Raw genomic sequence first — 26,063 nt, 5'->3', positions numbered from 1 at the left:
GCTCCCCGGCCACGGCCGCGGGGCGCGTTCGACAGCGCGCTCATCGGCCCACCTCTCCGGCCGCGACAGCGCGGGATGCCGCCTCCCTGGCCGCGTCCGGGTGCCTGCGACCGTGCGCCGCGGGGAGAGGCGGTGCGGTGGGGGTCATCGGTCCTCCGGGTCGGTGGCGCCGAGGACCTGGGCCAGCCGGTCGACCACGCGTTCGTCCTCGGGGGCCAGGCGGACCGTCGGGCGGATGAGGGTGTGGCCGTCGACGCCGCGGCGGCGCCACAGCAGTGACGCGAACATCTCCGCCTCCACCTCCTGGCGGTCGGTGTAGCCGCGCCTGCCCAGCGCGGTCGAGAGCATGCGGCGCACCATTCCCGGGTCGAGGTCGGGCAGCAGGGTGGCCATCAGGTCGACGTCGTCGTCGAGCGGGGAGCCGCCCGCGCTGTGGCCCAGCACGAGGTGGCCCAGCTCGTGCATGATCGCGTTCTCGCGGAACGACGGGGACGTGCTGTCGTCGTAGAACAGGTAGTCGGCGTTCGGCAGGGCGACCAGCAGGCCGGTCATCGGGACCGGACGCCCGCCCAGCAGCGGGCCCATGGCCAGCAGCTCGATCGGACGCCCGCGCAGCTCGGCCAGCCGGGCGCAGAAGTCGGCGATGTCGAACGGCGCCCCCGGCTCGGCCGGGATGCCCGCGATCACGGAGTCGACGGCGTCGGAGACCCGGCGCCGCGCGCGGCGCAGCGAGACCGGACGCTCAGCCATCGCGCTCCCCGCGGGCGCGCTCGAGCTCGATGACCGCGTCGAGCATCTTGGTCACCGCGGCCAGCCCCTCGGCCGACACCATCGACGCGCGCTGCGCTATCCGCATCACACCGGTCGCCATCATGCGGTCAAGCATGGCCAACTGGTCGTCGACGCGGCGCGTCAGCCCCGGGTCGTCGAGGTAGAGGTAGCCGTGCGGCACCCCGAAGAAGGCCTCCAGGCTGCGCAGCAGGTTGATGCTGGGGTTGTCGCGCTGGCCCGATCTGAGGTAGCCGATCATCACCGGGGTGCAGCCGACGGCGCAGGCGACCTCCTTGTTCGTGTACTGCCGTTCCGCGTCCGGCCTGATCGAGGCGAACAGGGTGTTCAGCTTCGCCGCCAGCGTCGGGCCGCCGCCGGTCTCAGTCACGCTCGGTTCACTCTCTCGCTCACCCTCGGTGTCGGTCTTGATCTGATCGGGTGGAACCCCACCGACGACCGGACCGTGCCGCAAAACTGTCATAGCCTCAGCCGGGAAGATAGCCGCCATATCAGTTAATCGGTAGCGTCATGGCGGTCGACTGGGGGCATCTCGTGGGGGAGGTGGGGCAGACGTCGGGCGCGGTCTTCCGGGCGCTGGCCGTCGGCGAGGGGGTGTCCACCCTCGGCGACCAGCTCGCCCGCGTCGCGGTGGCCGTGCTGGTCTTCGACGCCACCGGGTCGGCGGCCGCCGCCGCGCTGACGTACGCCGCCACCCTGCTGCCCGACCTGGTCGCGGGCCCGCTGCTGGTCCCGCTGGCCGACCGCTACCCGCGCCGCCGGGTGATGGCCGTCGCCGCGCTGGTCCAGGCCCTGCTCTCGGCCGTGCTGGCCATCCCGTCCGCGCCGGTCGCGCTGATCGTCGCCGCGATCGCGGGCATCGCCGCCGCGGGCGCGCCGTTCCGGGCCGCGCAGGCGGTGACGGTGCGCGCGGTGCTGCCCGCCGAGGTCCACGGGCGCGGGCAGGCGCGCATGTCGATGGTGCGCGAGGCAGGCCAGCTCGCCGGGCTCGGCCTGGCGGCGGTCGTGGTCGGCCTGGTCGGCGTCAACGCCGCGTTCCTGATCAACGCCGGGTCGTTCGCCCTGGTGGCGGTGCTCGTCCTGGCGTACGTGCCCGCGCTCCCCGCGCCCGCGCGCGGGCCCGACCGCGTGCGCGGGACGGGGCTGCGCCTGCTCTGGGACGACCGGCGGCTGCGGGTGCTCAACGCCCTGGTCCTCGTCGGCACGCTGGCGATCCTGCCCGACGCGGTGATGGTGCCGCTGGTGGTCGCGATGGGCGCCCCGGACTGGGTGGTCGGCCCGCTGCTGGCCGCCGACGTCGTCGGCTTCCTGCTGGCCTCGCTGGTGCTCGACCGCCGCGACGACGCCACCCGCCGCGCGCTGATCGGACCGCTCGTGGTGCTGAGCGTGCTCCCGCTCGCGGGGTTCCTCGTGAACCCCGGCCCGTGGACCGCGGCCGTGCTGCTCGTGCTGTCCGGCGTCGGCGCGGCGCACATCCCGGCCGTGCGCGCCGCGGTGCTGGAACTGGTGCCCGACGAGGCCGCCGGGCGCACGGTGGGCTGGGTGCGCACCGGGCTGCGCGCCGGTCAGGGCCTCGGAGTCGTCGTCGGCGGCGTGCTGGCCGACGTGCTCACCCCGGCCGGCGCGATCGGGGCGGTCGGCGTGGCGGGAACGGCCGCCGCGCTCGTGGGCGCGGCGGCCTGGCATCGGCGCCCGCCCGACCGGGCCGGACGCCTGGGGGTGTCGGTATGACCGACCGGATCACAAGTCGCGGTCGCCGCACATGGCAGTTCCTCCCTTCCCGCCGAGGGCGCCCCGCCGGACGCGGCCCCGATTCGACCACGGCCAGCGTGACACGGATGATCACTTCGGCGAAATCGGCGGCGTCCCCGCGCACCTGGGCGCTCTGGTCGTTCGGCCTGCCCGGCGTGCTGGCCATCCTGGCCATCGACGTGGCGGGGGCGGCGGCGACCGTTGCCGGATTGTTGTTCTCCCCTGGGCCATCCAGGCGCGACTGGGCGCTGTTCGCACTCTTCACCGGCTGCGCCCTGGTCCACGTCGCGTTGACCCGTCTGGCGGAGGAGCGGCGCAGGGGCAGGCGGCTGCAGCGCGGCGCGGTCGAGTTCGTCGACCAGTCGAGCATCTGGTTCTGCGGCGCGGCGCTGGTGCTGCCGGTGACCCTGGTGGTCCCGCTGGTCGTGGTGGTGCGCGCGGTGCGCTACCGCATCGCCCGCCGCCCGCCCGCGCTGTGGATCGCCTCGTCGGCGACGGTCCTGCTGTCGGTGCACGGGGTCGGGCTCGTGCGGCACCTGTTCGGGGTGGACGACGCCACCGGCATCCGCACGGCGCTGGTCCTGGTGCTGGCGATCGCGGTGTACTTCATGGCCCAGGCGGTGCCGATCGCGGTGTACCGGGGCGTGCGGTTCCGCGACTGGCGGCTGGTGACCCTGCTCGGCACCCCGGGCGACAACTGGCTGATCGTGCACACCCTGCTGCTGGCTGCGGCCGCCGCGGTGATCGCCGTGGTCGCCCCGGCGTGCCTGGTGGGCGTGCTGGCGGTGGCCGTGCGCGAGACGCTGAACGTCGGGAAGATCGCCGCGCTCGAGGCCGAGCGGGAACAGCTGACCGTCGACGCGCTGACCGACTCGCTGACCACGCTGCCGAACCGGCGCGGGTTCGAGCTGGTGGCGGGCACCGCGCTGGAGGTCGACCGCTCGGGCGGGCACCCGACGTCGGTGCTGATGCTCGACATCGACCACTTCAAGGACTGGAACACCCGGCTGGGCCACTTCGGCGGCGACCAGGTGCTGCGCGCGGTCGCCGAACGGCTGCGCGCCTGCGTCCGCCGCGGCGACATCGTCTCGCGGTGGGGCGGGGAGGAACTGGCCGTGGTGCTGCCCGGCACGACCGCCCGGGAGGCGGTCGACATCGCCGAACGCATCCGGGTCGCCGTGCGCGAGCTGGACACCGAGATCAGCACCCCGGCGGGCGGCCGCTCCGTCCGCCTGGGCCGCGGCGGGCTACCCCCGTGCACGATCTCCATCGGCGTCGCGGTGGCCCCCGACCACGGCGTCACCCTCGCCGACCTGCAGGACGTCGCCGACCAGGCCCTCCGCGCGGCGAAGTGGGCGGGCCGCGACCGCGTCGAGCTGGCCGGACGCCCCCGCCTCCCGACCCAGAACCGCCTGGCCAGAACCGAACCCGCCTAGCGATCCCGAGGAGCCTTCGAGTGCGCCCTGGGGCTGGCATCGCCGAGCCGTGCGCCGCCCTCACCACCGCGGGCCGCTGCCCGGATGGTGCCAAGGCTCGGCGGAAGCGGCTGGCCAGGACGGTGCCCGCCGGGCGGTTCCGGTGCGGGGGAGTGGCGGCTGGACGCGTCGGTAGAGTGACGCCCATGACATGGGCGGCGGCGTGGCCGCGGCGGTGGACGGCGGGCCTGCTCGCCGGGCTGCTGCCGCTGTTCGGCGCGTTCGCCATCGTCGTCGGCGCGGGCGCTGGCCGCGCGGCCGGGACGATCCTCGCCGAGGCCCACGACGTCGACGCCGTCGCGCCCTCGCGGGTCGTGCCCGTGCGGCACCCGGTCGCCTCGCCGCCGCAGCTCGACCCGGTCGACCCGCCGTCCGCGGTGGTCGACTCCGGGCCGCCGCGGCGGGCCGACGTCATCGTGGTCGCCGTCCCCGACACCCGCGCGGAGGACGGCGTGTCCGTCCCCGCCGATCCGCCCGACCAGCGCGGGCCGCCGCCGCTTTCCACTCCATAACCGACGAAAGCCCGCCGTGCGCGGGCGATTCCCCCTCTGGAGAGGAAAGAAGTGGCGCGCAACCCTGCGCGGCGCGGACTGGTCGGGCGGGCGCTGGTGTCCCTCGTCGTCCTCGCCGCCTCCGTGTACCTGCTCATCACCACCGCCCCTCGGCTCGGCCTCGACCTGCGCGGCGGCACGCAGATCACCCTGGAGACCAAGGACTCCCCGACCACCGTCGCCGACGCCGCGGCGACCGACCGCGCGCTGGAGGTGCTGCGCCGCCGCGTCGACGCGCTCGGCGTCGCCGAGCCGCTGATCGCCCGGTCCGGCGAGAACCGGATCATCATCGAGCTGCCCGGCCTGCAGGACCCCCGCGAGGCCGTCGAGGTCATCGGCCGCACCGCCCAGCTCACGTTCCACTCGATCACCCCCGACGGCACGCCGACGCCGGACGAGGACGGCAACCAGATCCCGCTCGCCCCCGCCGCGTTCACCGGCGAGGGCGTGGAGAGCGCGTCGTCCAGCCCCGACCCGCAGGGCGTCGGCTACCAGGTCAACATCGACTTCTCGGCGACGGCGGCGCGCCAGTGGGAGGAACTCACCGGCAAGGCCGCGTGCTCGCCGCCGGGCGACCCCGGCAGGCGCGTCGCGATCGTCCTCGACGGCGACGTCATCTCCTCGCCGCAGGTCGACCCGAGCGTGCAGTGCGAGATCGGCATGATCGGCAACAACACGCGCATCACCGGCCAGTTCAGCGCCGCCGAGGCCAAGGACCTGTCGCTGCTGATCAACGGCGGCGCGCTGCCGGTGCCGGTGGAGATCATCGAGCAGCGGACCGTCGGCCCCACCCTCGGCGCAGAGGCCATCGACGCCAGCGCCCGCGCCGCCGTCATCGGCCTGGCGCTGACCGCGCTGTTCCTGATCTTCGTCTACCGGTTCGCCGGACTGCTCGCGGTCATCGCCCTGATCGGCTACGCCGCCGTCGCCTACGGCGCGCTGATCGCCATCGGCGCCACGCTCACCCTGCCCGGCCTCGCCGGTTTCGTGCTGGCCATCGGCATGGCGGTCGACGCGACGGTGCTGGTCTTCGAGAGAGCGCGCGAGGAACGCGGGGCCATACCGCAACGCGCCATCGATCGCGGCTACTCCGGCGCGTGGTCGGCGATCATCGACTCCAACGTCACCACGCTGCTGGCCGCCGCGCTGCTGTTCGGCCTGGCGTCCGGTCCCGTCCGCGGCTTCGGCGTCACGCTCACCATCGGTGTCCTCGCGGCCCTGTTCTCCACGCTGATCCTGGCCCGCGTGCTGTTCATGCTCGGCCTGCGCGAGCGCATGGGGAAGCTGACCGGCCTCGCCCACCGCGGCCGCGTCCGCGAGTGGGTCGACCAGCGCGACGCCGGTTTCCTCCGCAAGCCCGCCCGCTGGCTCCTCGGCGCGGGCGCGGCGATGCTGATCGCGCTGGTCGGCCTGGTCGCCGTCGGACCCACCCTCGGGCTGGAGTTCACCGGCGGCCGGGTCCTGGAGTACACGACGCCCGGGCCGGTCGACGTCGACCGCGTGCGCGCCGAGGTCGCCGAGGCCGGGTTCACGCGCGCGGTGGTGCAGGAGTCCGGCGACAACACCGTGTCGGTGCGCACCGAGCCGATCGACCAGGCCGAGGCCGACCGCGTCAAGGCCGCCGTCGCCGAGGCGGCGGGCGGGGCGGAGCAGCTGCGCGACGAGCAGATCGGCCCGAGCCTGGGCGACGAGCTGCGCACGAAGGCGCTCATCGCCCTCGGCCTCGCGGTGCTCGCCCAGCTGATCTACCTGGCCATCCGGTTCAACTGGCGGCTCGGCCTGGCCACCGTGATCGCCCTCGCCCAGGACGTGCTGATCGTCGTGGGCGCGTTCGCCTGGCTGGGCAAGCCGTTCGACGGGGTGTTCCTGGCCGCGCTGCTGACCGTGATCGGCTACTCGGTCAACGACTCCGTCGTCGTCTTCGACCGGGTGCGCGAGCTGCGCGGGCAGAACCGCAAGACGCCGTTCGCCGACGTGGTGGGCCGCGCGGTCCTGCAGACGCTGCCGCGCACCGTCAACACCGGTATCGGTGTGCTGTTCGTCCTCGGCGCGCTGCTGTTCCTCGGCGACGGGTCGCTGTCGGACTTCGCGCTGGCGCTGCTGCTGGGCCTCATCGCGGGCACGGCGTCCACGGTGGTCACCGCGGGCCCGGCGGCGATCATGCTCGACCGCAGGTTCCCGCCGCCGGTCAAGCAGCCCGTCAAGGAGCGCCCGCGCGCGGGCGACCGCACGGACGGCGCGGTGGTGTAGGGCTGGCCCTACCCCCGACCCTGGTGTCCTCCTGATCGATCTCGGCTCTCCCGCCTCCTAACGTTCTGCGGGAGAGCCGAGATCGACTGAGGGGGACATATGACAGCAGTCGCCGAGCCGCGCACGCAGCCGCCGGTGCGACCGGGGCGGGCGTGGTGGCGCAGGCCGTGGATCATCCCGATGGGCGCGGTGGTCATCGCCTTCCTCGTGTACTCCATCCCGCCGTACCTCGGGCTCGACCCGGCGCTGTCGCGGGTGCCGGTGCCGGAGGGCAGCTCGATCTACTACCCGGCGCTGCTGGCGCACATCGGGTTCGGCGCGGTGGCGATGGTGTCCGGCTTCTGCCAGGTGTGGCCGTGGTTCCGCAAGCGGTACCGCGCCGCGCACCGCGTGCTGGGGCGGGTCTACGTGTTCGCGGGCGTGCTGCCGTCGGCGACGGCGGGGCTGATCGTCGGCGCGATGTCGCCCTTCGGTCCGGTTGGGCGGGTCAGCCTGGTGCTGCTGGCGAGCATCTGGTTCGGCTCGACGATCACCGGGTACGTCAAGGCGCGGCGGCGCTCGTTCGCCGAGCACCGGGTCTGGATGATCCGCAGCTACACGCTCACCCTGTCCACCATCACCAACCGCATCTGGGGCCCGGTGGCCTCGATCGTCCTCACGCCGCACCTGGACACGATGTTCGGCGGGAGCGAGATCGCGCTGCTGTACTCGGTGGCGGGGATCACCAACTGGTTGGGCTGGGTGGTGCCGCTGCTGGCCGTCGAGCTGTGGTTGCAGCGCAAGCGGGTGCGGGCTCGGTAACCTCGCGGGGGATGGCGGAACTCGACGCGGTAGGCGCGTACCGGATCGTCGGACGACTCGGCGGCGGCGCGATGGGCACGGTGCACCTCGCGCGGTCGCCGGGCGGGCGGCTGGTCGCGGTCAAGGTCGTGCGCCCGGAACTGGCCGACGACCCGCGCTTCCGCGAGCGTTTCCGCAGGGAGATCGCCATGGCCAGGGCCGTGGGCGGCTTCTGGACCGCGGCCGTGGTCGACGCCGACCCCGACGCCGCGCGGCCCTGGCTGGCCACCGAGTACATCCCCGGCCTCGACCTGCACGAGGCCGTCCGCTCGACCGGCGCCCTGCCCCCGGACGCGGTGCGCGGCCTGGCGGCCGGTCTCGCCGAGGCGCTGTGCGCCATCCACGCCGCGGGCCTGGTGCACCGCGACCTGAAGCCGTCCAACGTCCTGCTGGCCGCCGACGGTCCCCGGGTGATCGACTTCGGGATCTCGAAGGCGCTGGAGGGCTCCGGCCTCACGCACACCGGGATGGTCGTCGGGACGCCGGGATACCTGTCGCCGGAGCAGATCGAGGGGCGCGAGGTCGGCCCGCCGTCGGACGTCTTCGCCTTCGGCGCGGTGGTCGCCTTCGCCGCGTCCGGCCGCCACCCCTTCGGCGACGGCGACACGGCCGCCCTCCTGTACCGGGCCGTGCACACCCGCCCGGACCTGCGGGACGTCCCCCATGACGTGCGGGAGTTGATCAGCAGCTGCCTGGACCGCAAGCCCCGCAACCGCCCGACGGCCCCCGACCTCGTCACAGCCCTGCGCGGTCGGGTGACGGGGGAGTGGCTGCCCGCGAACGTCCGCACCCTGGTCGAGGAACGCCGAACCGCGATCATCGCGGCCCACCCGCCGACGAGGACGCTGCCCCACGACGACCTGAGCCCCCGCGCCCGCTGGTGGCTGGAACGCGGCGAGCCCGCCGCCCCACCGGGCGGCCTGCCGCAGGCCCCGCCGGGCCCGGGCCTGCTGCGCAGGCTGATGGCGAAGGCGGGCCAGCCCTTGGTGCCTGACAATTCCCGGCAAGCGGAGGCGACTCCGCAGGCGGGACAGCCATCGGCGGCCGCTCCCGCTGGTGCCTTCCGGCACCAGGTTGGCGCGGGTCCGAGTCCGCAGGTGGGACAGCCGTGGGCGGCCGCTTTCGCCGACGGCTCCCGGCAACAGGGTGGTGCGGAGCCGAACTCACAGGCGGGGTTGCCGGATGATCGTGCTGGAACAGGTTCGCAGGCTTGGCAGGCACCGCATCCTTCCCACGGACCCGCAGGAGTTGGGCGGGCCGCACACCCGGAAGGCCAGCCGAAGCAGGCGGCTGCCGCCTCCGGCGCCGGACGGCTGTGGCAGGTGATCGGCGGGCTGCTGGGCGACCGCCCGGCAACGACCGAGGACCGGTCGACCCGCGGCCCGATGGGTGTGGTTTCCGGCAGGCAGCAGGCGGATCGTCCCGTCGAGGCCTCATCGGGTGGGTTCGCAGGGCAGCGGGCGGATCGTCACGGTGCGGCCCTATCAGGCGGCTCCGCAGGGCAGCAGGCGGATCGACACGGTGCGGCCCTATCGGGCGGGTTCGCCGGGCAACCGGCAGGCGCGGTCGGGGTTCAGGAGCCAGGGGTCTTCAAGCGGTGGTGGGCGCTGTCGAAGATCCGCGCCCCGCAGCCGGAGGTGAAGGTCGCTGATCGCGTGGGGCGGTTGGTCGAGCAGGCGCGGGGGCGGGGTGACCGGGGGCAGGCCGTGTTCGTCACCGCCCGCGGGCCGCGGGTGGTCGCCGCGGTTGTCGGGTTCGGCGGGGCCGGGTTGTTGGCGGCCGCCGGGGCGGAGGCAGGGCGGAACGGGCGGCCGGGGGTCGGGTTGCTCGTGCTCGCCGTCGCGGTGTTGCTCGCGTTGGTGGCCGTGCGGCGGGCCGGGCAGGCGGTGGGACCGCGGCGGCGGGTCGAGGTGGGCGCGGCCGGGCTGTCGTGGCGGCGGGGCGCGACCGTGACGACGGTGAAGTGGCCGAAGGTCGCCCGGGTGCGCATCGTCGGCGACAAGAACCGGCCGTGGCTGGTCGTGTGGCCCAGGGACCCGTCGGCGCTGCCCGGCAAGCCCGACCACCACGGCGGATACCGCGTCTACCCCATCGCGCACGAGAAGCAGCCGCGCCGTCGGGAGCGGGAACTCGCCGAACTCCGCGCGGCGCTGGCCTGGTACGGACGATCCGCGTTCGACGAGAGCTAGCTTTCGGCCGTCGCCGTGGGCACTATGGGGATCACGGACGGCGACGGGGGGACTACCCATGTACCGGTTGCGGGTCAACGGCAGGGACAGCGCGCTCGACGTGCCGGGTGACACGCCCCTGCTCTGGGCGCTGCGCGACGATCTCGGGCTCACCGGCGTCAAATACGGCTGCGGCGTCGGCGCGTGCGGCGCGTGTACGTCCCTTGTGGACGGTCAGGCCGCGCGGCCGTGCGTGCGGACGGTGGAGGAGTGCGCCGACTCCGATGTCACCACCATCGAGGGACTGGGCGGCGACCATCCGGTGCAGCGCGCGTGGGTCGACCTCGACGTCGCCCAGTGCGGATACTGCCAGCCCGGCCAGATCATGGCCGCGGTCGCGCTGCTCGCCGAGGACCCCGACCCCGACGACGCCGCTATCGACCGGGCGTTGCGCGACAACGTCTGCCGCTGCGGCACCTATCCGCGCATCCGCGCCGCCGTGCGCCGTGCCGCGCGGATCGCCAGGGGCGGTGTCGCGTGATCGGGCGGCGCGGGTTCCTCGTCGGCGCCGGGGTCGGCGTGCTGGCCGTCAGCGTGCCGCTGCCCGCGCTCGCGGCGGGGGAGTGGGAGCCGAACGTCCTGCTGCGCCTGGATTCCGCGGGCGGCATCACGCTGACGCTCCCGCGCCCGGAGACCGGCCAGGGCGTCCGCACCGTCGCGGCGATGCTGGCCGCGGAGGAACTGGCCGTCGACGTCGCCGACCTGCGGTTCGTCCAGGCCCCCGGGGACACGCAGCGGTACGGGCCGCAGTCGATCGGCGGATCGCGGTCGGTGCAGCAGATGACCGTGCCCGTGCGCACCGCCGCGGCCACCGCGCGCTGCCTGCTCGTGGCCGCGGCCGCGCGCCGCTGGGGTGTGCCGGTGGAGACCTGCCACGCCCGTGACGGTGCCGTGCACCACCGTCGTCACGGCCGCCTGCGCTACGCCGACCTGGTCGACGACGCCGCCGCTATCGATCCCGCCACGATCGAGGTCACCCTGATCCCGCGCCCGCGCTGGCGAGTGCTCGGCGGCCGGGGCGGGCGGATCGACGCGCGGGACATCGTCACCGGGCGCGCGCGGTACGGCATCGACGTCCGCGTGCCCGACCGCCGCGTCGCCGCCGTGCTGCGCCCGCCGTGGATCGGCGCACGACTGGACACAGTGGACGACAGCGCGGTGACCGGCGTCGAGGCCGTGGTGCGGCTGGACCCGGCGACCGGCGTGCAGGGCGGGGTGGCCGTCATCGCGACCAGCACGGCGGCGGCGCTGCGCGGGCGGGCCGCGCTGCGGGCGACGTGGACCGGCGGGACACCGAACGCCGACAGCCGCGCCTGGCTCGACCAGCTCGCCGCCGCCGTCCCCGCCCCTGAGCCTTTTGCCCACACCGCGACCTACCGCCTGCCGCTGCTCGCGCACGCGCCGATGGAGCCGATGAACGCGACCGCGCACGTGCGCCCGGACGGCGCGACGCTCTGGATGCCGACCCAGGACCCCGGCGGCCACCGCGACCGGGTCGCCGCCTTCCTCGGCGTGGACCGCGCCGCCGTGCGGGTCGAGCCGACCCTGTCGGGCGGGGCGTTCGGCCGCCGCTTCGAGACCGACTTCGTCATGGAGGCCGTCGTCTGCTCGCGCGCGGTCGGCAAGCCCGTGCAGGTCGTGTGGACCCGTGATGACGACACGCGCCACGACTCGTACCGGCCGATGTCGGTGCACCGGCTCTCGGCCGAGGTCGACGGCAGCGGCCTGCCGGTCCGGCGCGCGCACGACGTGGCGACGTGGCCGCTCAGCATCTTCCCGGCCATGCCGCCGGACCTCGTCCGCCTGATCGGCGACCAGTTCCCGTACACCGTCCCCGGCGACGTGCGGATCGCCCTGCTCCCCGCCCCGCTGCGCACCGGCTTCTGGCGGGCGGTGTACGCCGGGCAGTTCGTCTACGCGGAGGAGTGCTTCCTGGGGGAGCTGGCCCGGCGCGCGCGGGCCGACCAGGTCGACTTCCGGCTGCGGCTGCTCGGCGAGTCCCGGCTCCGGCCGGTCCTGGCCGCGGCGGGCGAGCGGCTGCGGCCCCGACGGGGCCGGGTCAGGGCGGCGGCGTGCGCCCTGGACTACGGCTCGGCGTGCGCGATCGTCGTCGAGGCCGACCGGACGGGCACCCCGACGCGGGTGGTCGCCGCGGTCGACGTCGGCACGACCCTGCACCCGTCCGGCCTGCGCGCCCAGGTGGAGGGCTGCGTGCTCGACGCGGTGTCGACGGTCTTCGGCGCCCAGGTCACGGTGCGTGACGGCGCGGTGGTGGAGTCGTCGTTTCGGGACTACGCGTGGGCGCGCATCGACCAGGCCCCGGACATCGAGGTGCTGGCCGTCGACTCGGGCGCCCCCATCGGCGGCCTGGGCGAACTGGCGTACCCACCCGCCGCGGCGGCGCTGGCGACGGCGTGGTCGATGGCGAGGGGAGAGCCGGTAACCGGCATGCCGGTGAACCGGCCGGTGGGGTAGCAGCGGGAAGGCCGCCCGCACTGGCGGACCGACCGTCACCACGCCTACTGGCGGGCGGGGCAGGCACCAGGTCAGCCCCGGCCGCAGGCAGATCAATCCGGCAGCGGGTCAGCGCTCACGCGCGGGCAGGCCGGTCCGGTAGCAGGTCAGCCCTCAGCCGCAAGGCAGGCCGGTCCGGCACCAGGTCAACCCCACCCACTGGTGGATCGGCCCAACCCACACCGCGCCCGTCTTCCGTTCGGTGGAGGTGGGCAGGCAGGCCTCCTCCACCGGCCGACCGGGCGGTTCACCAGGGGTGCGGATGGCGGGCGGGAGGCTGGCGCGGTGTCGGGTCGGGCGGCTAGCAGAGGGGGCAGGGTGGGGTGGGTGGTGCGGTGTTGGTCAGGTGCGCGCGCAGGTGGTGGGCGACGGCGGCGGCGAGCAGCGGGGGTACGGCGTTGCCGATCTGGCGGGCGATCTCGATCTTGGTGCCGCACCAGCCGAAGTCGTCGGGGAAGGTTTGCAGGCGGGCGGCTTCCTGGTGGGTGATCGGGCGGTGGTGCTCGGGATGGAGGTACTGGCCCTTCTCCGGCTTGTAGAACTCGGTGCGGATGGTCAGCGACGGGTGGTCCCAGCGCATGCGGCCCATGACGTCGGTGGTGCCGGTGCGCTTCTCGCGCCAGCAGCGGGGGAGGAGGTCGTCGGGCAGGTCGAACCGGCCGCCGCCGGGCGGGATGTGGCGGTAGCGCTCCAGCGACAGGGGCGTCGGCGTCCGGCCGAGGTGCAGGTCGGCGCTCTTGAAGACCCCCGGCACGGGACGTCCGTCGAAGTCGATCCGGGAGTCCGGCAGCCGGGTGGTGGCAGGCTGCTCGGGAAGTCCTCTGAGGACGGTCTCGGTCCCGTGCCACGCCGCTCGGTCGTGGGTGGGCGAGGGCAGCGGTATCGCCCCGATCCGCGATCCGATGACGAACGCCCGCTTGCGCCGCTGCGGCACCCCGAAGTCGGCGGCGATCAGGTGTCCGGTGGTGAGTTCGTAGCCGGAGGTGTGCGCCCGCAACAGCGCGAACTCCGGCGCGCTCAGAAACCGGTCGACGTTCTCGATCACGAACACCTTCGGCCGCGCGTGCTCCACGACCCGCAGGTACTCCCGCCACAGCTGGTTGCGCGGATCATCCACCGACCGTGACCCGAGGTTGGAGAACCCCTGGCACGGCGGCCCCCCGATGATGACGTCGGCCCGCGGGATATCCCCCGCCGCAAGCCGGGCGATATCGACGGGCAGGACGTGCGCGCCCCCGAAGTTGACCGCGTAGGTAGCCGCAGCGGCCCGATCGTGCTCGACCGCGAGCACGGGCTCGAACCCGGCTTCGACGAACCCCCGGGTCATCCCGCCGCACCCGGCGAACAAATCGATCATCCGCAGCCCACCCACAAGCCCAAACGCTAGCCGATCACCCCTCCACCCCCACCGCGCCACGACGGGAGAGCCGATGTTATCCTACTCACTATTTCTTATCTAGATAATGGGCGAACTGGAGACAGGAGAAAGAGTGGGCGGCCAGCAGGAGAGGGCGAAGGTTCCCGAAGAACAAGAACGCTTAAGAAGGGAATGCACCGGCCAACCGGAACAGCAGCGCCGCCGCCACCAGCGCCACCGCCACCAACGCCGCGCCGCCGCCAGCGCCGCCGCCAGCGCCGCCAGCAGCGCCGCCGCCAGCAGCGCCGCCGCCAGGAGTTCCGCCGCCCGGAGTTCCGCCGCCAGCGCCAGCGCCAGCACCGCCGCTGCCAGGAGTTCCGCCGCCCGGAGTGCCAGCGCCCGGAGTTCGGCCGCCCGGAGGTCCGGCCGCCAGGAGTGCCGCCGCCGGGAGCCGCCGCCCGGAGTTCCACCGTCAGCAGCGTCGCCGCCAGCAGTGGTGCCATCGGCAGCGGCGCCAGGCTCGCAGCTCGGGAGGCAGGAGGCAGGCATTCTTCGTCGCGGAAAGGCTGCGCATTTCCTCCCTAGGAGTCGCCCGCCTGCCCCTCTCTGTCTCAAAGCCCGCCCCCGCCACCCCGGGCGCTGTGGCGGGCCGGGCAGCGGGGCAGGCGTGGGTGTGGCGGTGCCATCAGCGTCCGGCGAACCTCTCGCCGGGTGGCCGCCCGGACCTCCCGGCCGCTGCTCTCCGGAGTCCTTCTGCGACGCACAGAGACAACTGGACTCGCGTCCGTTACCCGGGTTGTGAGTCGGGTCCACCCCAGTGCGCGGCGAGGGTGATGTCGCCTAGGCTGGCCGTGCAATCTTGGAACCCACACCGCGTCGGGACGCCCCGCACCCGCGCGAGCTCTACGGGCGGGGGGTCGGCCGGGGGGTCGCGATGAACACGGCACTGCGCAAGGCCAGCGCTCAGAGGACCGCGCAGGCTCGCGGGGTCGCCACGCGTCTCAAGGCGTGGCTGATCCGGCGTTATCTGGCGCGCGTGACCCGCAAGGGCAAGGGTCTGGACCTCTCCCGGCTGCTGCCGGACTCGGCCATGATGCCGCTCGCCCGCACCGGGCTGGAGCCGGTCGCCGAGGCGGAGGCGATGCGGATCGCCGCGCCGGTGACGAAGCTGCCGGTGCCGTTCGGGGTGAACCTCTGGCTGGTCACCGAGTACGAGGCCGCCAAGCAGGTGCTCTCCGACACCCGCGCCTTCAGCAACGACTTCGTGCACCTCGCGGGCGCCCTCGGCGACCTGGAGACGACCAACCCCGGCGGCCTCGGCTTCGCCGACCCGCCCGTGCACACCCGGCTGCGCAAGCTCCTGACGCCGGAGTTCACCATGCGCAGGCTGGCGCGGCTCACCCCGCGCATCGACGAGATCGTCACCGAGTGCCTGGACAACATGGCCAAGGTCGACGGCCCCGTCGACCTGGTGACGGAGTTCGCGCTGCCCATCCCGTCGCTGACCATCTGCGAGCTGCTGGGCGTGCCCTACGCCGACCGCGGCGACTTCCAGCGGCTCAGCGTGGCGCGGTTCGACCTGTTCAGCGGCGCCACCGCGTCCCTCGGGGCGATCTCGGAGTCCCTGGAGTACCTGACCGAGGTCGTGCGCAAGCAGCGCCGCGAGCCCGGGGACGGCCTGCTCGGCTCCCTCATCCGCGAGCACGGCGACGACCTCACCGACGACGAGCTCGCAGGCCTGGCCGACGGCGTCCTGACCGGCGGTTTCGAGACCACGGCCAGCATGCTCGCCCTCGGCGCGATCGTCCTGCTGCGCGACCCCGAGTCCTTCGCCATGGTCCACGACGACGACGCCGCTGTGTCGCCGTTCGTCGACGAGCTGCTGCGGTACCTGGCCGTCGTGCAGGTCGCCTTCCCGCGCTTCGCCCGGGAGGACGTCACGGTGGCCGACACCGCCATCGGCAAGGGCGATGTCGTCGTGGTCAGCCTCAACGCCGCCAACCGCGACCCCGCGCTGGTGTCCGACCCGGGCTTCGACCGCACCCGCAAGCCCACCTCGCACCTGGCCTTCGGACACGGCGCGCACCGCTGCATCGGCGCCGAGTTGGCCCGCATGGAGCTGCGCGCGGCATACCCCGCCCTGGTCCGCCGCTTTCCGAAGCTGCGCCTGGCTGGCGACTTCGACAGCCTGCCGTTCCGGCAGAAGTCGATCGTGTACGGCGTGGACGCGCTGCCGGTCCTCACCCATTGAGCCGACCCGGCGCGCGCATTCGGACCACCGTGGACGGAGTCGGTCAACCGCGTCCTGGCCTGCCGGTATCGTTCGGCGGTGTTCGAACGCACCTCGGGAGCAGCTGATGGCCATTGACGACCTGCCGCGACGTTTCGCCACCGTCGCCGCCTACAACTCGGCCTACCCGGAGTGCGCGTTGCCGATGGACGTGACCGTGCGCAACTCGCAGCGCGCGTACCACGCGGCGATGGTCGGTGTGGCCGACGACGTGACGGGCACCAACGCGTCGCTGACCATCGAGTTCCTTCCCGGCGGCGCCCCGGCGCCCGGCGAGGCCGACCGCGTGGGCACGGTCGTGGCGACCCACTGGGGCCGCGGCCCGCTCATCGTGCTGGCCGAGGACGTGTCGCTGCGGGCGGCGTGGAAGGCCGTCACCGCGCAGTTCCCGACGCAGCTGTCCCAGGTGTGTTCCCTGGTCATGCCCCTGCCCAGATCGGTGCCGGTGGACTAGGTAGCATTCACCCGATCGCGGCGGGCGGGACGGACGGTCCGGCGCGGGGCGGTGGGGGCAAGGCCGTGGCCTACAGGCCACCCGACAGGATGGGTCTCCCGGTGGGGGTATCGACACTGTTCCGTTCAGGCACTCGGGCGGCGCGGGACCGGTGGGCGGACGCCTCGGTCACCGTGCGGCTCGTCGTCCTCGCCGCGCTGGCCGCGGTGTCCGGCGTGGTGCTCTGGCGGATCCTGGCCGGTCACGAGCTGATCGACCTGCAGGTCTACCGGTTCGGCGTGGACGCCTGGCGCGCGGGCTCCGACCCGTACGGCCCGATGCCGAAGACCTCGGTCGGCGTGGCCCTGCCCTACCTGTATCCGCCGCCGTCGCTGCTGATCATCGCGCCGCTGGCGCTGGTGCCGCTCAGCGCGGCGAAGGCGCTGATGACCGGGCTGTCGGTGCTGGCGCTCGCGGCCACGGCCTACGTCGTGATCAGCCGCTGCTGGCCGAGGGCGACCACCTGGGAGGTGGTCGGCGTCACCGCGCTGGTGCTGCCGGTCGCCCTGGTCCTGGAGCCGGTGCGCGAGACGCTGACCTTCGGGCAGATCAACCTCTGGCTGATGGCGCTGGTCGCCGTCGACTGCCTGGCCCGGCGGCCGCGCTGGCCGAGGGGTCTGCTGGTCGGCATCGCGTTCGCGCTGAAGCTGACCCCGGCCGCGTTCATCCTGTTCTTCCTGCTGCGCCGCGACTACCGGGCGGCGCTGACGACGGTGCTCAGCGGCGCGGTGTTCGTCGCGCTCGGGTTCCTGTTCGCCTGGAAGGACTCGGTCGCGTACTGGCTCTCCGGCGCGGGCCCGACCGACGGTGTGAGCGGCACCCCGTACGGCACCAACCAGACGATCCTGGCCGCGCTGAAGCGGCTGGTGATCCCGGAGACCGCGCAGACCGTCGGCTGGATCGCCCTGGTCGGGGTGACGGTGTTCGTGGCGGTCCTGCTGATGGTCCGGCTCGACGCGCCGACCGCGCTGGTGGTCAACGCGGCGCTGGCGCTGCTGATCTCGCCGACGGCGTGGTCGCACCACTGGGTGTTCATCGTCCCGGCGCTGCTGGTGTTCGCCTTCCACGCGGTGCACCAGCGCCTGTCGGTCGTGCTGGGGCTGGGTTATCTCGTGGTGTTCCTCATCGGCCCGCACCTGCACCTGCCGCGCGGCAGCGACACCGAGCTCGCCTGGAAGTGGTACGAGCACATCATCGGCGACTCGTACGTGCTGCTGGCGCTGATCGCGCTCGGGGTGACCATGTGGAAGGTCCGCGACCGCAAGCCCAGGACCGACCGCGAGATGGCGCGCGCTCCCGAGTTCGCCTGAGTCAGGGCCGCAGGCTGGCCAGCATCAGGTCGGCGAAGTGGGTGCCGACCTGCTCGGCGGTCAGCGGGCCGTCCGCCCGGTACCACGAGCCCAGGCGGTGGATCGCGCCGAGGTGGTAGTTGACGATCAGGTCGGCGGGCACGTCCGTGCGGAACACGCCGGTCGCCTGTCCCTCGGCGACCAGGTCGCGCACCCGGTCCTGATAGGCGCGGCGCTCGGCGCGCACCTGGTCCTGGCGGTCGGCGGCGAGCAGGTGCACCGACTGGAAGAACACGACCGCCTCCTCCAGGTTGGCGATGCTGGTCTCCACGACGTCGGCGACGATGGCGTGCAGGCGCTGCGGCAGCGGCAGGCTGTCGTCGTCGGCCATGGTGCGCATGCGGGAGGTCTGCATCCGCAGCATCCGGGTGTAGACCTCGAACAGCAGGTCGTCTTTGGACTCGAAGTAGTGGTACACCCCGCCCTTGGTGACCCCGGCCGCGTCGGCGATCTCCCGGATGGAGGTCGCGCCGAAGCCCTTCGCGGCGAACAGCGAGATCGCCGCGCGCATGACCCGTTCCCGGACGGGGGTGTCCACCTGCATCGGTCCGCCTTTCCTGCCGGGGTCGCCGGTCGCGTCAAATCTATCCCGGCGGCCCCGGCCGGGAAGGTCAGCCGACGAGGCCGATGTCGCTCGGCGTCTTGCGCCCGGTCGGCGCGGGCTCGATCGGGCCGTCGCCGCGGTCGGTGACGACGGGCTCCTGCACCACGGTCGTGTTGCCGTCGGCGTTGATGGTGAACACGTAGGCGCCGGTGTAGCCGGAGTGCGACTCGGGGGAGAACGCGAACGGGGTCAGGCCGGGGCCGGTGAGCACACCGGACTCCATGACCTTGATGATGCCCTCCCTGGTCAGGTCGCGGCCCGCCTCTTTGAGCGCTTGGGCGAAGGTGTAGGCCTGCGCCATGCCGTAGACGACGGTGTTGGTCAGCGGGACGTCCGGGATGTACTTCTGGTGGACCTCCCGGAACAGCGCGGTCCACGGGTCGCTGGTGAGGTTGACGTCGGGCAGGTAGCCCGCGCCGATCAGGCCGGTCAGCAGCTGCGGGGCGGAGACCTCCGCGCCCGCGCGCTTGCCGAACTCCGACAGCAGCCCGGTCAGGGTGCGCGGGTCGGCGCCGATGCTGGAGACGACGAACTTCGGCTTGTAGCCGATGCGGGCCGAGGTGAGGATGGCCAGCGCGGTGAACGCGGGCACGCACTCGCACACCACGACGTCGGCTCCCGCCTGCTTCAGCGCGGTGATCTGCGGGAGCACGTCGGTGTTGGCCGGGTCGTAGCCCTGGGCGGAGGTGATGGTGACGTGCTTCTCCAGGCCCGCCATGCCGTCGCGGCCCACGTCGTCGTTCTGGTGGAACACGCCGACCTTGGCATCGGGGAAGGTCTTGGCGATGTAGTCGCCGAGGATCTTGCCCTCGCGGGTGTAGTCGACCTGGAAGCCGAAGGTCATCCGGCTCTTGGCGGGGTCGTCCCACATCAGCGCGCCGGAGGCGACCAGCAGGTCGGGCACGCCCTCGGTGTTGAGGAAGTCGACGACCTTGGAGTGCGTCGGGGTGCCGAGGCCGCCGACGATGGCGAACACCTCGTCCTGCAGGACCAGCTTCTTGACCACCTCGACGGTGCGGGTGGGGTTGTAGCCGTCGTCCTCGACCCGGTACTCGATCTTGCGGCCGTGGATGCCGCCGTTGTCGTTGATGTGGCTGTACATCGCCTTGGCGCCCGCCGAGATGGTGCTGTAGCCGGGCGCGGCAGGCCCGGTCAGCGGCTGGTGGGTGCCGATCAGGACGGTGTCGTCGGTGACGCCGGGCGCGGGGTCGCCCGATCCGCCGCCGCCGGTCGCCGGTGTCTCGCCCGCGCCCCCGCACGCGCTGAGCGTGAGCACGGCGGCCAGGACAAGTGCCTTCGATCTCATGCCGCTCCTTCGGGTTTGACCGGCCGCATCCGCCGCACCAGTCCGTGGATCCCTTGCGGGAAGGCCATGACGACGGCGATGAGCACGACGCCGTAGGCCGCTAGGGGGAGGTTGTTGGCCACGTCGGTGCCCAACTCCAGCGCGTGCGCCAGTTCCTCGGTGCCCGCCTGCAGCGCGACCAGGGCGACCGCGCCCCACAGCGCGCCCCAGAGGCTGCCGACGCCGCCGAGCACCATGGCCGCGAGCAGGCCGAGCGACAGCGCGGGGGTGAACGAGCCGGGGGCCGCGGTGCCGAGCAGGAACGCCTGCAGCCCGCCCGCGAGCCCGCCGCAGACCGCGCTGACCAGGAAGGCGGTGATCTTCGTGCGGCCGACGTGGATGCCCGCGAGGCCCGCGGCCACCTCGTCGTCGCGCACGGCGCGCAGCCTGCGCCCGACGCGTCCCCGGGTGAGGTTGGCGAGCAGGACGAGCGCGGCCAGGACGGTCAGCCAGACGATCCAGGCCTGCCACTGCGTGCTGGGGATGTCGATGCCCGCGGGTTTGCTGTTGACGGTGAAGCCCAGGCCGTTGCTGCCGCCGAGGAAGTCGGGGAAGCGCTGGGTGATGGCGGGCAGCCCGACGGCCAGGGCGAGCGTCGCGCCAGCGAGATAGGGGCCGTGCAGCCGGGCCGCGGCCGCGCCGGTGAGCACCCCGGCCAGCCCGGCCGCCGCCGCGGCGGCGAGCAGGTCGACCCAGAACGGCAGCGACGGGACGTAGACGACCAGCAGGGCGACGGTGTACGCGCCGATGAACAGGAACGCGCCGTGGCCGAGGGAGATCTGCCCGGTGAGTCCGGTGAGGACGGTCAGGCCCGCGACGGCCAGCAGCAGGTAGCCGACCGTGGCGATGCGGATGTTGGTGAACGGGTCGACCAGGAACGTGAGCGCGACGATCGCCGCGAGCGCGGCCAGCGCGAGGAGCAGGTGGCGCAGCATCAGACCCTCCTGGCGACGCGCTGGCCGAACAGGCCGTCGGGACGAACGGACAGCACCACGACCAGGATCGCCAGCGCGGCCAACGTGACCAGCTCGGCGCCGAGGTAGCCGGAGACCAGCGAGAGGACGATGCCGAGCAGGAACCCGCCGATGACGGTTCCGATGGCGTTGTCCAACCCTCCGATGACAGCGGCGGTGAGCGCGTACACGAAGACGGTGTCCATCACGGTCGGATGGATGAAGGGCGGTGCCGCCAACAACCCCGCCAGCGCCCCGACCGCAGCGGCCAAGGTCCACCCGATGGTGAGCATCCGCCCCACCCGCACCCCGACAAGGGCGGCAACCTCCGGCCGGAAGGCGGCGGCCCGCATCCGCAGCCCGATGGTGGTGAACTTGAAGAGCAGCAGGATCGCCCCCGCCGTCACCAGCACAACGACCACGGCGAAGAGCGAGGCGGGCGAGAAGGCCCCCCGGAAGTCGAACGCGTAGGGGAACGACTGCGGCTCAGCGGTCCAGATCATCCCGGCGACCGCTTGCAGGACAAGCAACAACCCCAGCGTCACGATAACCGGCGACAACGGCCCTCGATCCTTGAGCGGCCGGATAAGCAGCCGCTCGGTGAGGGCCCCGAGCACCCCTCCCGCGACGATGGCGACGATGAACCCGAGCCAGTAGCCGCCGGTAGCCCGGTTGACGGCGAAGGCGAGGTAGGCACAGACGAGAGCCAGCGCGGGCTGGGCGAAGTTCACCATCTGGGTGGCCCGGAAGATGATGACGAGGGACAGCCCGAGAGCGGCGTAGATCGCCCCGAGCGCAAGCCCACTGAGGAGAAGCGTAGTCAGATCCACAGCCCACCTCCGGCAACACCGGAGGCGAGGGAAGCGCGACAAGGCGCAGGAGCCACAACCGCTGACCATGGGGAACGCAGCGCAACCACCCACCCGACGCAACGCGCCTGACGCGACTGTCCGATGGGGTGGATCCGCTTCTGTGGGGAGCGAAGCGGTGCTACCCTTTCTCGGCGCGGACGGCTTCGCCGCTCCGCCCCTAATCCGCGCCGCGCCGCTTCGCTTAGGGGCCCCGCAGAAGCGGATTCACCCCATCGGACATCAAGTGTCAAATCGCGTCGCGCATGGGCTGTCCGCTGCTCTCGCGCTGCGCGACCGGCACCGGACGGCGGGGGCGCTGCCGCAGGTCGGAGCGAGGCTGTCGTCGGCGGCTGCCGGTCGGTTGGGTGGTTCGCGAGTTGCTTTTTTGGTCCGATGGGGTGGACCCGCATTCGCGGGGCCCCTAAGCGAAGCGGCGCGGGCGTGAACAAAGGGCGGAGCGGCGGAGCCGTCCACGCCCGAGCGAGGGTAGCACCGCTTCGCTCCCCACGAATGCGGGTCCACCCCATCGGACAGTGCAGGTGGGGCGTGTTGCGTCGGGTGGGTGGTTGCGCTGCTTCAACGGATCCATAAGGGAATCGTGCTGTTGGTGTTGGTGTTGTCATCTTCTACATCCCCAGGTAGGCGTGGCGTAGGCGGTCGTCGGCTAGTAGGCCCTCGGCTTCCTCTACCGCCACCACCCGTCCCAGTGACAGGACATAGCCTCTGTCCGCAATGGACAGAGCGCTTCGGGCGTTCTGTTCCACCAACAGCACTGTGAGTTCGTCCCAGTCGCGCAGTTCCTCCAGTACGCGCATGATCTGCAAGGTCACGCCGGGGGCTAGGCCGAGTGACGGCTCGTCCAGGAGGAGCATGCGGGGTTTGCTCATCAGGGCCCTGCCGATGGCCAGCATCTGGCGTTCGCCGCCCGACAGGGTGCTCGCCTGGGACTTCAGGCGGGTCACCAGTGGGGGGAACAGCTCCAGGACCTGGGTCATGCTCGCCGAGACCCCGGCCTTGTCGCGCCGCCACAGGCCGCCGAGGCGGAGGTTCTCGGCGACGGTCAGTTCGGTGATCACGCCGCCGTTCTCCGGGACGTGGGCGAGGCCCATGCGGACGATGCGGTCGGGGGACCAGCCGGTGATGTCGGTGTCGTCGAAGCGGACGCGGCCGGAGGTCGGTTTCGCCAGGCCGCTGATCGTGCGGAGCAGGGTGGTCTTGCCCGCGCCGTTGGGGCCGAGGACGGCGGTGATGCTCGCGTCCTGGGTCCACAGGCTGAGTCCGTCCAGGGCCCGCACCGGGCCGTAGGTCGTGACCAGGTCGTCGATGTCCAGCACTGGGGCTCCTAGGGGGCGGCGCCGAGGTAGGCCTCGGCTACGTCGGGGTCGGCCTGGACGGCCGCGGGCGGGCCGGACGCGATGACGCGGCCGAAGTTCAGCACCGTGATCCGGTCGCACACCGTCATCACCAGGTCCATGTGGTGCTCGACCAGCACCACGGCCATCGACTCGCGCAGGCCGCCGATCAGGTCGACCAGCTCGGTGCGCTCCGATTCGGACAGTCCGGCCGCCGGCTCGTCCAGCATCAGCAGGTCCGGCTCCGACACCAGTGCCCTCGCCAGCGCGACGCGCTTGCGCAGCCCGTACGGCAGCGCGCCGGGCAATGCGTTCGCCCATTTCTCCACGCCGAGCGTCGTCAGCACCTCCACCGCCCGCTCGCGCAGCGCAGTCTCCTCGCGGGCGCCCCGGCCGAACAGGGCGCCGAGGGCACCTGTGCGGGCGTGGCGGTCGGCGCCGACGAGGACGTTGTCCAGGACAGTCGAGTGCTCGAAGAGTCCGAGGCCCTGCAACGTGCGCGCGATGCCCAGCCGCGCGAGGTGGTGCGGCTTGTGGTTGCGCAGGGGCTCGCCGCGCACGAGCAGGGAGCCCTCGGTGGGGCGGGTGAATCCGCAGATGACGTTGAACAACGTGGTCTTGCCCGCGCCGTTGGGACCGATGATCCCGTGCACGGTGCCCGGTTCGACGGTGACCGAGACGTCCGACAGGGCCGTGAGGCCGCCGAACCGCACCGTGACTCCCCGGGCCTCCAGTATCGACATACGGGCTCCCAGAATATGAGATGAGCGATACCGGCTGGCCGGTATGCCGGGCAATGATGGGTGCGCCCGGATCGGCTGTCAAGAACCGCGTTCGACCGGATCGGTTGCGTGACAGGCCATAGGCTCACGGCGTGAACGCACACCCCTCCGAGATCGTGCGCATGGCCGCCCGGCTGGTGAACCAGGGCGCGCGGCTGGACATGAGCGCGCTCGCCGCCGAGCTCGGCATCTCGCGCACGACGCTGTTCCGGCGCGTGGGCAACCGGGAGGACCTGCTCGGCGAGGCGCTGTGGCTGCTGTCGGACAAGACGATGCGCGCGGCGGACAAGCGCTGGCACGCCATGCACGGCGACGCCGTGCGCGATCCCGACGACGGGCTGCGCTGCCTGTGGATCATGGCCTGGTACCGGGAGGCGATCGCCGGGCACCAGGGCATGCGGATGCTGCTGGACGAGGAGCCCGTCGCCGCCATCCGGGTGCTCACCGACCCCGCCGGACGGGTGCAGCCCCGGGTCATCCAGTCGTACGTCGACCTGCTCGACCGCGACGTCGACGCGGGCGGCTTCGTGCCGGTCGTGGACGTGAAGACCCTGGCCTACGCGATCGTCCGGCTCGGCGAGACGTTCCTGTACTCCGACGTGCTGGCCTCCCGCAGCCCCGACCTGGCCGCGGTGGGCACGCTGATCGGCCGGTTGGTCGATCGGGGGTTGTGAAACACTCGCCTGTGGTGTTTCATCGGAGTCGACCCCCGTCGCCGCACTGTCCATTGGGGAGGCTCGATGTCGAGCAACTGGCCGCCCGGACTGCCCCGGTCGCTGGACTACCCGGAGGTGGGCGCGGGCGCCATCGCGCTCGGCGCCGCCAACCGCTGGGGTGACCGGCCCGCGTTCATCCGCGCCGGGGAGACCATCACCTTCGCCGAGCTGGGCAGCCGCGCCGCCCGCTTCGCCCGCGGCCTGCTCGCGGGCGGGGTCCGGCCCGGCGACCGGGTCGCCCTGCGGATGCCGAACTGCCTGGAGTTCCCCGTCGCCTATTACGGCACGCTGCTGGCCGGAGCGACGTTCGTGCCGGTCAACCCGCTGTTGCCCGAGGCGGCGGCCGCCGCGCAGATAGCCGACGCCGACGCGGTGCGCACCATCCACGCCGCCGACGTGCCGCGCATCTGCGACGGGCACTCCGACGGCCCGATCGACCCGCCCGCCACCGGCCTGGCCCACCTGGCCTACACCGGCGGCACGACCGGCGACTCCAAGGGCGTGTGCCTGCCGCACCGCAACGTCGTGGTGAACTCGCTGCAGTACGCCTGCTGGGCGAGCGGATCGCTGCCGGACGTCGACACCGACGGCGGGCTCACCCTCGACCAGGTCGGGTCGCCCGAGGAGTGGGTCACGCCGCTCGGCGAGGCCGTCGTGGTGAACCTGACGCCGTGGTTCCATGCCATGGGCACCATCGCCGGGCTCAACGTCCTGCTGCTCACCGGCACCACCACCGTCCTGCACGACCGCCTCGACCCGGCCGCGTACCTCGCCGACGCCGAACGGCTGCGCATCACGTCGATGGGCGGCGCGCCCGCGCTGTTCGCGGCGCTGCTGGCGTGTCCGGACATCGTGCGCACGGACCTGTCGTCGGTGCGGCTGATCACCTCGGGCGCGGCGCCGATGCCGCTGGAGATGATCGAACGGCTGCGCGCGCTGGCCCCCGAGGCGGTCATCGCCGAGGGGTACGGGCTCACCGAGGTCACCATGGGCGCGACGATGACGCCGACCCACCGGTCCGGCACGCACAAGCCCGGGGCTGTCGGGCTGCCGCTGTTCGACACGACGGTGCGGATCATGTCTTTGGACGGCGACGGCCCGGTCGCGACGGGGGAGCGCGGCGAGGTGTGGATCCGGGGGCCGCAGGTGATGACCGGCTACCACGGTCGGCCCGACGCGACGGCCGATGTCCTGACCGACGGCTGGCTGCGCACCGGCGACATCGGGATCCTCGACGCGGATGGCTATCTGTCCATCGTGGACCGACTCAAGGACATGCTGCTCTACAAGGGGTACAACGTCTATCCGCGGGAGCTGGAGGAGCTGCTGGCCGCGCACCCGGATGTCGCGGCGGGCGCGGTGGTGGGGCGTCCCGACCCGGCGGTGGGCGAGCTGCCGGTGGCCTTCGTCGTGCCCGCGCGGGCGGGGGTGCGCGAGTCCGACGTGCTGGATGACGTGAACCGGCAGGTGGTGGCGTACAAACGGCTCCGCGAGATCCGGTTCGTCTCGACCATCCCCGTCTCCGCGGCGGGCAAGATCCTCAAGCGCGAACTCCGCGCGCAGCTGGACTGA

General features: G+C 72.9%; 23 protein-coding genes. 13 read left to right on the top strand and 10 right to left on the bottom strand.

All coding sequences use genetic code 11. The features are described 5' to 3' along the window. Positions 1 to 144: 144 nt before the first annotated feature. Positions 145 to 750: an ImmA/IrrE family metallo-endopeptidase gene (locus tag IEY98_RS13315; RefSeq protein ID WP_189210736.1), complete on the bottom strand. Its 606-nt coding sequence runs from the start codon at positions 748 to 750 to the stop codon at positions 145 to 147. Beyond that, complete coding sequence (locus IEY98_RS13310) at positions 743 to 1,159, bottom strand: helix-turn-helix domain-containing protein (protein WP_189210735.1); 417 nt, start codon at positions 1,157 to 1,159, stop codon at positions 743 to 745. Before IEY98_RS13310 ends, IEY98_RS13315 begins: the two co-directional genes overlap by 8 nt. Positions 1,160 to 1,299: 140 nt before the next feature. On the opposite strand from IEY98_RS13310, the gene IEY98_RS13305 reads away from it, so the two are divergent. The 8 genes from IEY98_RS13305 to IEY98_RS13270 all read left to right on the top strand — a co-directional run bounded on the left by IEY98_RS13305 (position 1,300) and on the right by IEY98_RS13270 (position 12,360). After that, positions 1,300 to 2,520, top strand: a complete 1,221-nt coding sequence (locus IEY98_RS13305; RefSeq protein WP_189210734.1) for an MFS transporter — start codon at positions 1,300 to 1,302, stop codon at positions 2,518 to 2,520. Between the two features lie 107 nt (positions 2,521 to 2,627). Next, entirely contained in the window at positions 2,628 to 3,977 is a 1,350-nt protein-coding gene (locus tag IEY98_RS13300; protein WP_189210733.1) for a GGDEF domain-containing protein, read from the top strand. A 185-nt stretch (positions 3,978 to 4,162) separates the two neighbouring features. Further along, positions 4,163 to 4,528: a hypothetical protein gene (locus IEY98_RS13295; protein WP_189210732.1), complete on the top strand. Its 366-nt coding sequence runs from the start codon at positions 4,163 to 4,165 to the stop codon at positions 4,526 to 4,528. 51 nt (positions 4,529 to 4,579) lie between these two features. Then, complete coding sequence (gene secD, locus IEY98_RS13290; protein ID WP_189210731.1) at positions 4,580 to 6,817, top strand: protein translocase subunit SecD; 2,238 nt, start codon at positions 4,580 to 4,582, stop codon at positions 6,815 to 6,817. 99 nt (positions 6,818 to 6,916) lie between these two features. Beyond that, positions 6,917 to 7,618: a DUF2306 domain-containing protein gene (locus IEY98_RS13285; protein ID WP_189210730.1), complete on the top strand. Its 702-nt coding sequence runs from the start codon at positions 6,917 to 6,919 to the stop codon at positions 7,616 to 7,618. A gap of 11 nt (positions 7,619 to 7,629) precedes the next feature. Beyond that, on the top strand, positions 7,630 to 9,846 hold the full coding sequence (locus IEY98_RS32560) for a serine/threonine-protein kinase (protein WP_229786880.1): 2,217 nt from the start codon (positions 7,630 to 7,632) through the stop codon (positions 9,844 to 9,846). Between the two features lie 58 nt (positions 9,847 to 9,904). Further along, positions 9,905 to 10,366 (top strand): (2Fe-2S)-binding protein, encoded by a 462-nt coding sequence (locus tag IEY98_RS13275; RefSeq protein ID WP_189210729.1) that lies wholly within the window; start codon positions 9,905 to 9,907, stop codon positions 10,364 to 10,366. Then, positions 10,363 to 12,360 (top strand): molybdopterin cofactor-binding domain-containing protein, encoded by a 1,998-nt coding sequence (locus IEY98_RS13270; RefSeq protein WP_189210728.1) that lies wholly within the window; start codon positions 10,363 to 10,365, stop codon positions 12,358 to 12,360. The genes IEY98_RS13275 and IEY98_RS13270 overlap by 4 nt, the downstream gene beginning before the upstream one ends. Positions 12,361 to 12,700: 340 nt before the next feature. On the opposite strand, the gene IEY98_RS13265 is transcribed toward IEY98_RS13270, so the two are convergent. Then, positions 12,701 to 13,756 carry a DNA cytosine methyltransferase gene (locus IEY98_RS13265; protein ID WP_189210727.1) on the bottom strand — a complete coding sequence of 352 codons (1,056 nt, stop codon included), beginning with the start codon at positions 13,754 to 13,756 and terminating at the stop codon, positions 12,701 to 12,703. Between the two features lie 99 nt (positions 13,757 to 13,855). Further along, positions 13,856 to 14,116, bottom strand: coding sequence for a hypothetical protein (locus tag IEY98_RS13260; RefSeq protein ID WP_189210726.1), 261 nt, complete (start codon positions 14,114 to 14,116; stop codon positions 13,856 to 13,858). Between the two features lie 574 nt (positions 14,117 to 14,690). Between IEY98_RS13260 and IEY98_RS13255 the strand changes: the two genes are divergently transcribed. The 3 genes from IEY98_RS13255 to IEY98_RS13245 all read left to right on the top strand — a co-directional run bounded on the left by IEY98_RS13255 (position 14,691) and on the right by IEY98_RS13245 (position 17,849). Then, complete coding sequence (locus tag IEY98_RS13255; protein WP_189210725.1) at positions 14,691 to 16,007, top strand: cytochrome P450; 1,317 nt, start codon at positions 14,691 to 14,693, stop codon at positions 16,005 to 16,007. Positions 16,008 to 16,113: 106 nt separating this feature from the next. Continuing rightward, the gene (locus IEY98_RS13250) at positions 16,114 to 16,500 is read left to right on the top strand and encodes a hypothetical protein (RefSeq protein ID WP_189210724.1); all 387 of its coding nucleotides are present in this window, start codon (positions 16,114 to 16,116) and stop codon (positions 16,498 to 16,500) included. 101 nt (positions 16,501 to 16,601) lie between these two features. Then, positions 16,602 to 17,849 (top strand): glycosyltransferase family 87 protein, encoded by a 1,248-nt coding sequence (locus IEY98_RS13245; protein ID WP_189210723.1) that lies wholly within the window; start codon positions 16,602 to 16,604, stop codon positions 17,847 to 17,849. Between the two features lies 1 nt (position 17,850). Here the strand turns inward: IEY98_RS13245 and IEY98_RS13240 are convergent, their stop codons facing one another. The 6 genes from IEY98_RS13240 to IEY98_RS13215 all read right to left on the bottom strand — a co-directional run bounded on the left by IEY98_RS13240 (position 17,851) and on the right by IEY98_RS13215 (position 23,736). Then, on the bottom strand, positions 17,851 to 18,432 hold the full coding sequence (locus IEY98_RS13240) for a TetR/AcrR family transcriptional regulator (protein WP_189210722.1): 582 nt from the start codon (positions 18,430 to 18,432) through the stop codon (positions 17,851 to 17,853). Positions 18,433 to 18,499: 67 nt separating this feature from the next. Beyond that, entirely contained in the window at positions 18,500 to 19,798 is a 1,299-nt protein-coding gene (locus IEY98_RS13235; RefSeq protein WP_189210721.1) for an ABC transporter substrate-binding protein, read from the bottom strand. Continuing rightward, a complete protein-coding gene (locus IEY98_RS13230) occupies positions 19,795 to 20,772 on the bottom strand; it encodes a branched-chain amino acid ABC transporter permease (RefSeq protein WP_189210720.1) in 978 nt (325 codons plus the stop codon). Before IEY98_RS13230 ends, IEY98_RS13235 begins: the two co-directional genes overlap by 4 nt. Then, a complete protein-coding gene (locus tag IEY98_RS13225; RefSeq protein ID WP_229786879.1) occupies positions 20,772 to 21,620 on the bottom strand; it encodes a branched-chain amino acid ABC transporter permease in 849 nt (282 codons plus the stop codon). Before IEY98_RS13225 ends, IEY98_RS13230 begins: the two co-directional genes overlap by 1 nt. A 647-nt stretch (positions 21,621 to 22,267) precedes the next feature. Continuing rightward, a complete protein-coding gene (locus tag IEY98_RS13220; RefSeq protein ID WP_189210718.1) occupies positions 22,268 to 22,975 on the bottom strand; it encodes an ABC transporter ATP-binding protein in 708 nt (235 codons plus the stop codon). A gap of 8 nt (positions 22,976 to 22,983) precedes the next feature. Then, positions 22,984 to 23,736: an ABC transporter ATP-binding protein gene (locus tag IEY98_RS13215; protein ID WP_189210717.1), complete on the bottom strand. Its 753-nt coding sequence runs from the start codon at positions 23,734 to 23,736 to the stop codon at positions 22,984 to 22,986. A gap of 131 nt (positions 23,737 to 23,867) precedes the next feature. Between IEY98_RS13215 and IEY98_RS13210 the strand changes: the two genes are divergently transcribed. Together IEY98_RS13210 and IEY98_RS13205 are read left to right on the top strand one after the other, a co-directional pair. Next, the gene (locus IEY98_RS13210; protein ID WP_229786878.1) at positions 23,868 to 24,449 is read left to right on the top strand and encodes a TetR/AcrR family transcriptional regulator; all 582 of its coding nucleotides are present in this window, start codon (positions 23,868 to 23,870) and stop codon (positions 24,447 to 24,449) included. Between the two features lie 66 nt (positions 24,450 to 24,515). After that, on the top strand, positions 24,516 to 26,063 hold the full coding sequence (locus tag IEY98_RS13205; RefSeq protein ID WP_189210716.1) for a class I adenylate-forming enzyme family protein: 1,548 nt from the start codon (positions 24,516 to 24,518) through the stop codon (positions 26,061 to 26,063).

It is taken from the genome of Actinokineospora fastidiosa (genome assembly GCF_014648415.1).
GTDB lineage: Bacteria > Actinomycetota > Actinomycetes > Mycobacteriales > Pseudonocardiaceae > Actinokineospora > Actinokineospora fastidiosa.
The sequence above is the reverse complement of the archived record's forward strand: the minus strand, read 5'-3'. Positions and strand labels throughout refer to the sequence as shown.

Bases quoted from the DNA above. Each gene is read 5' to 3' on its own strand.
- IEY98_RS13315 (WP_189210736.1), bottom strand. From the start codon at position 750: ATGGCTGAGCGTCCGGTCTCGCTGCGCCGCGCGCGGCGCCGGGTCTCC.
- IEY98_RS13305 (WP_189210734.1), top strand. From the start codon at position 1,300: ATGGCGGTCGACTGGGGGCATCTCGTGGGGGAGGTGGGGCAGACGTCG.
- IEY98_RS13300 (WP_189210733.1), top strand. From the start codon at position 2,628: ATGATCACTTCGGCGAAATCGGCGGCGTCCCCGCGCACCTGGGCGCTC.
- IEY98_RS13295 (WP_189210732.1), top strand. From the start codon at position 4,163: ATGACATGGGCGGCGGCGTGGCCGCGGCGGTGGACGGCGGGCCTGCTC.
- IEY98_RS13285 (WP_189210730.1), top strand. From the start codon at position 6,917: ATGACAGCAGTCGCCGAGCCGCGCACGCAGCCGCCGGTGCGACCGGGG.
- IEY98_RS32560 (WP_229786880.1), top strand. From the start codon at position 7,630: ATGGCGGAACTCGACGCGGTAGGCGCGTACCGGATCGTCGGACGACTC.
- IEY98_RS13275 (WP_189210729.1), top strand. From the start codon at position 9,905: ATGTACCGGTTGCGGGTCAACGGCAGGGACAGCGCGCTCGACGTGCCG.
- IEY98_RS13265 (WP_189210727.1), bottom strand. From the start codon at position 13,756: ATGATCGATTTGTTCGCCGGGTGCGGCGGGATGACCCGGGGGTTCGTC.
- IEY98_RS13255 (WP_189210725.1), top strand. From the start codon at position 14,691: ATGAACACGGCACTGCGCAAGGCCAGCGCTCAGAGGACCGCGCAGGCT.
- IEY98_RS13250 (WP_189210724.1), top strand. From the start codon at position 16,114: ATGGCCATTGACGACCTGCCGCGACGTTTCGCCACCGTCGCCGCCTAC.
- IEY98_RS13240 (WP_189210722.1), bottom strand. From the start codon at position 18,432: ATGCAGGTGGACACCCCCGTCCGGGAACGGGTCATGCGCGCGGCGATC.
- IEY98_RS13235 (WP_189210721.1), bottom strand. From the start codon at position 19,798: ATGAGATCGAAGGCACTTGTCCTGGCCGCCGTGCTCACGCTCAGCGCG.
- IEY98_RS13230 (WP_189210720.1), bottom strand. From the start codon at position 20,772: ATGCTGCGCCACCTGCTCCTCGCGCTGGCCGCGCTCGCGGCGATCGTC.
- IEY98_RS13215 (WP_189210717.1), bottom strand. From the start codon at position 23,736: ATGTCGATACTGGAGGCCCGGGGAGTCACGGTGCGGTTCGGCGGCCTC.
- IEY98_RS13205 (WP_189210716.1), top strand. From the start codon at position 24,516: ATGTCGAGCAACTGGCCGCCCGGACTGCCCCGGTCGCTGGACTACCCG.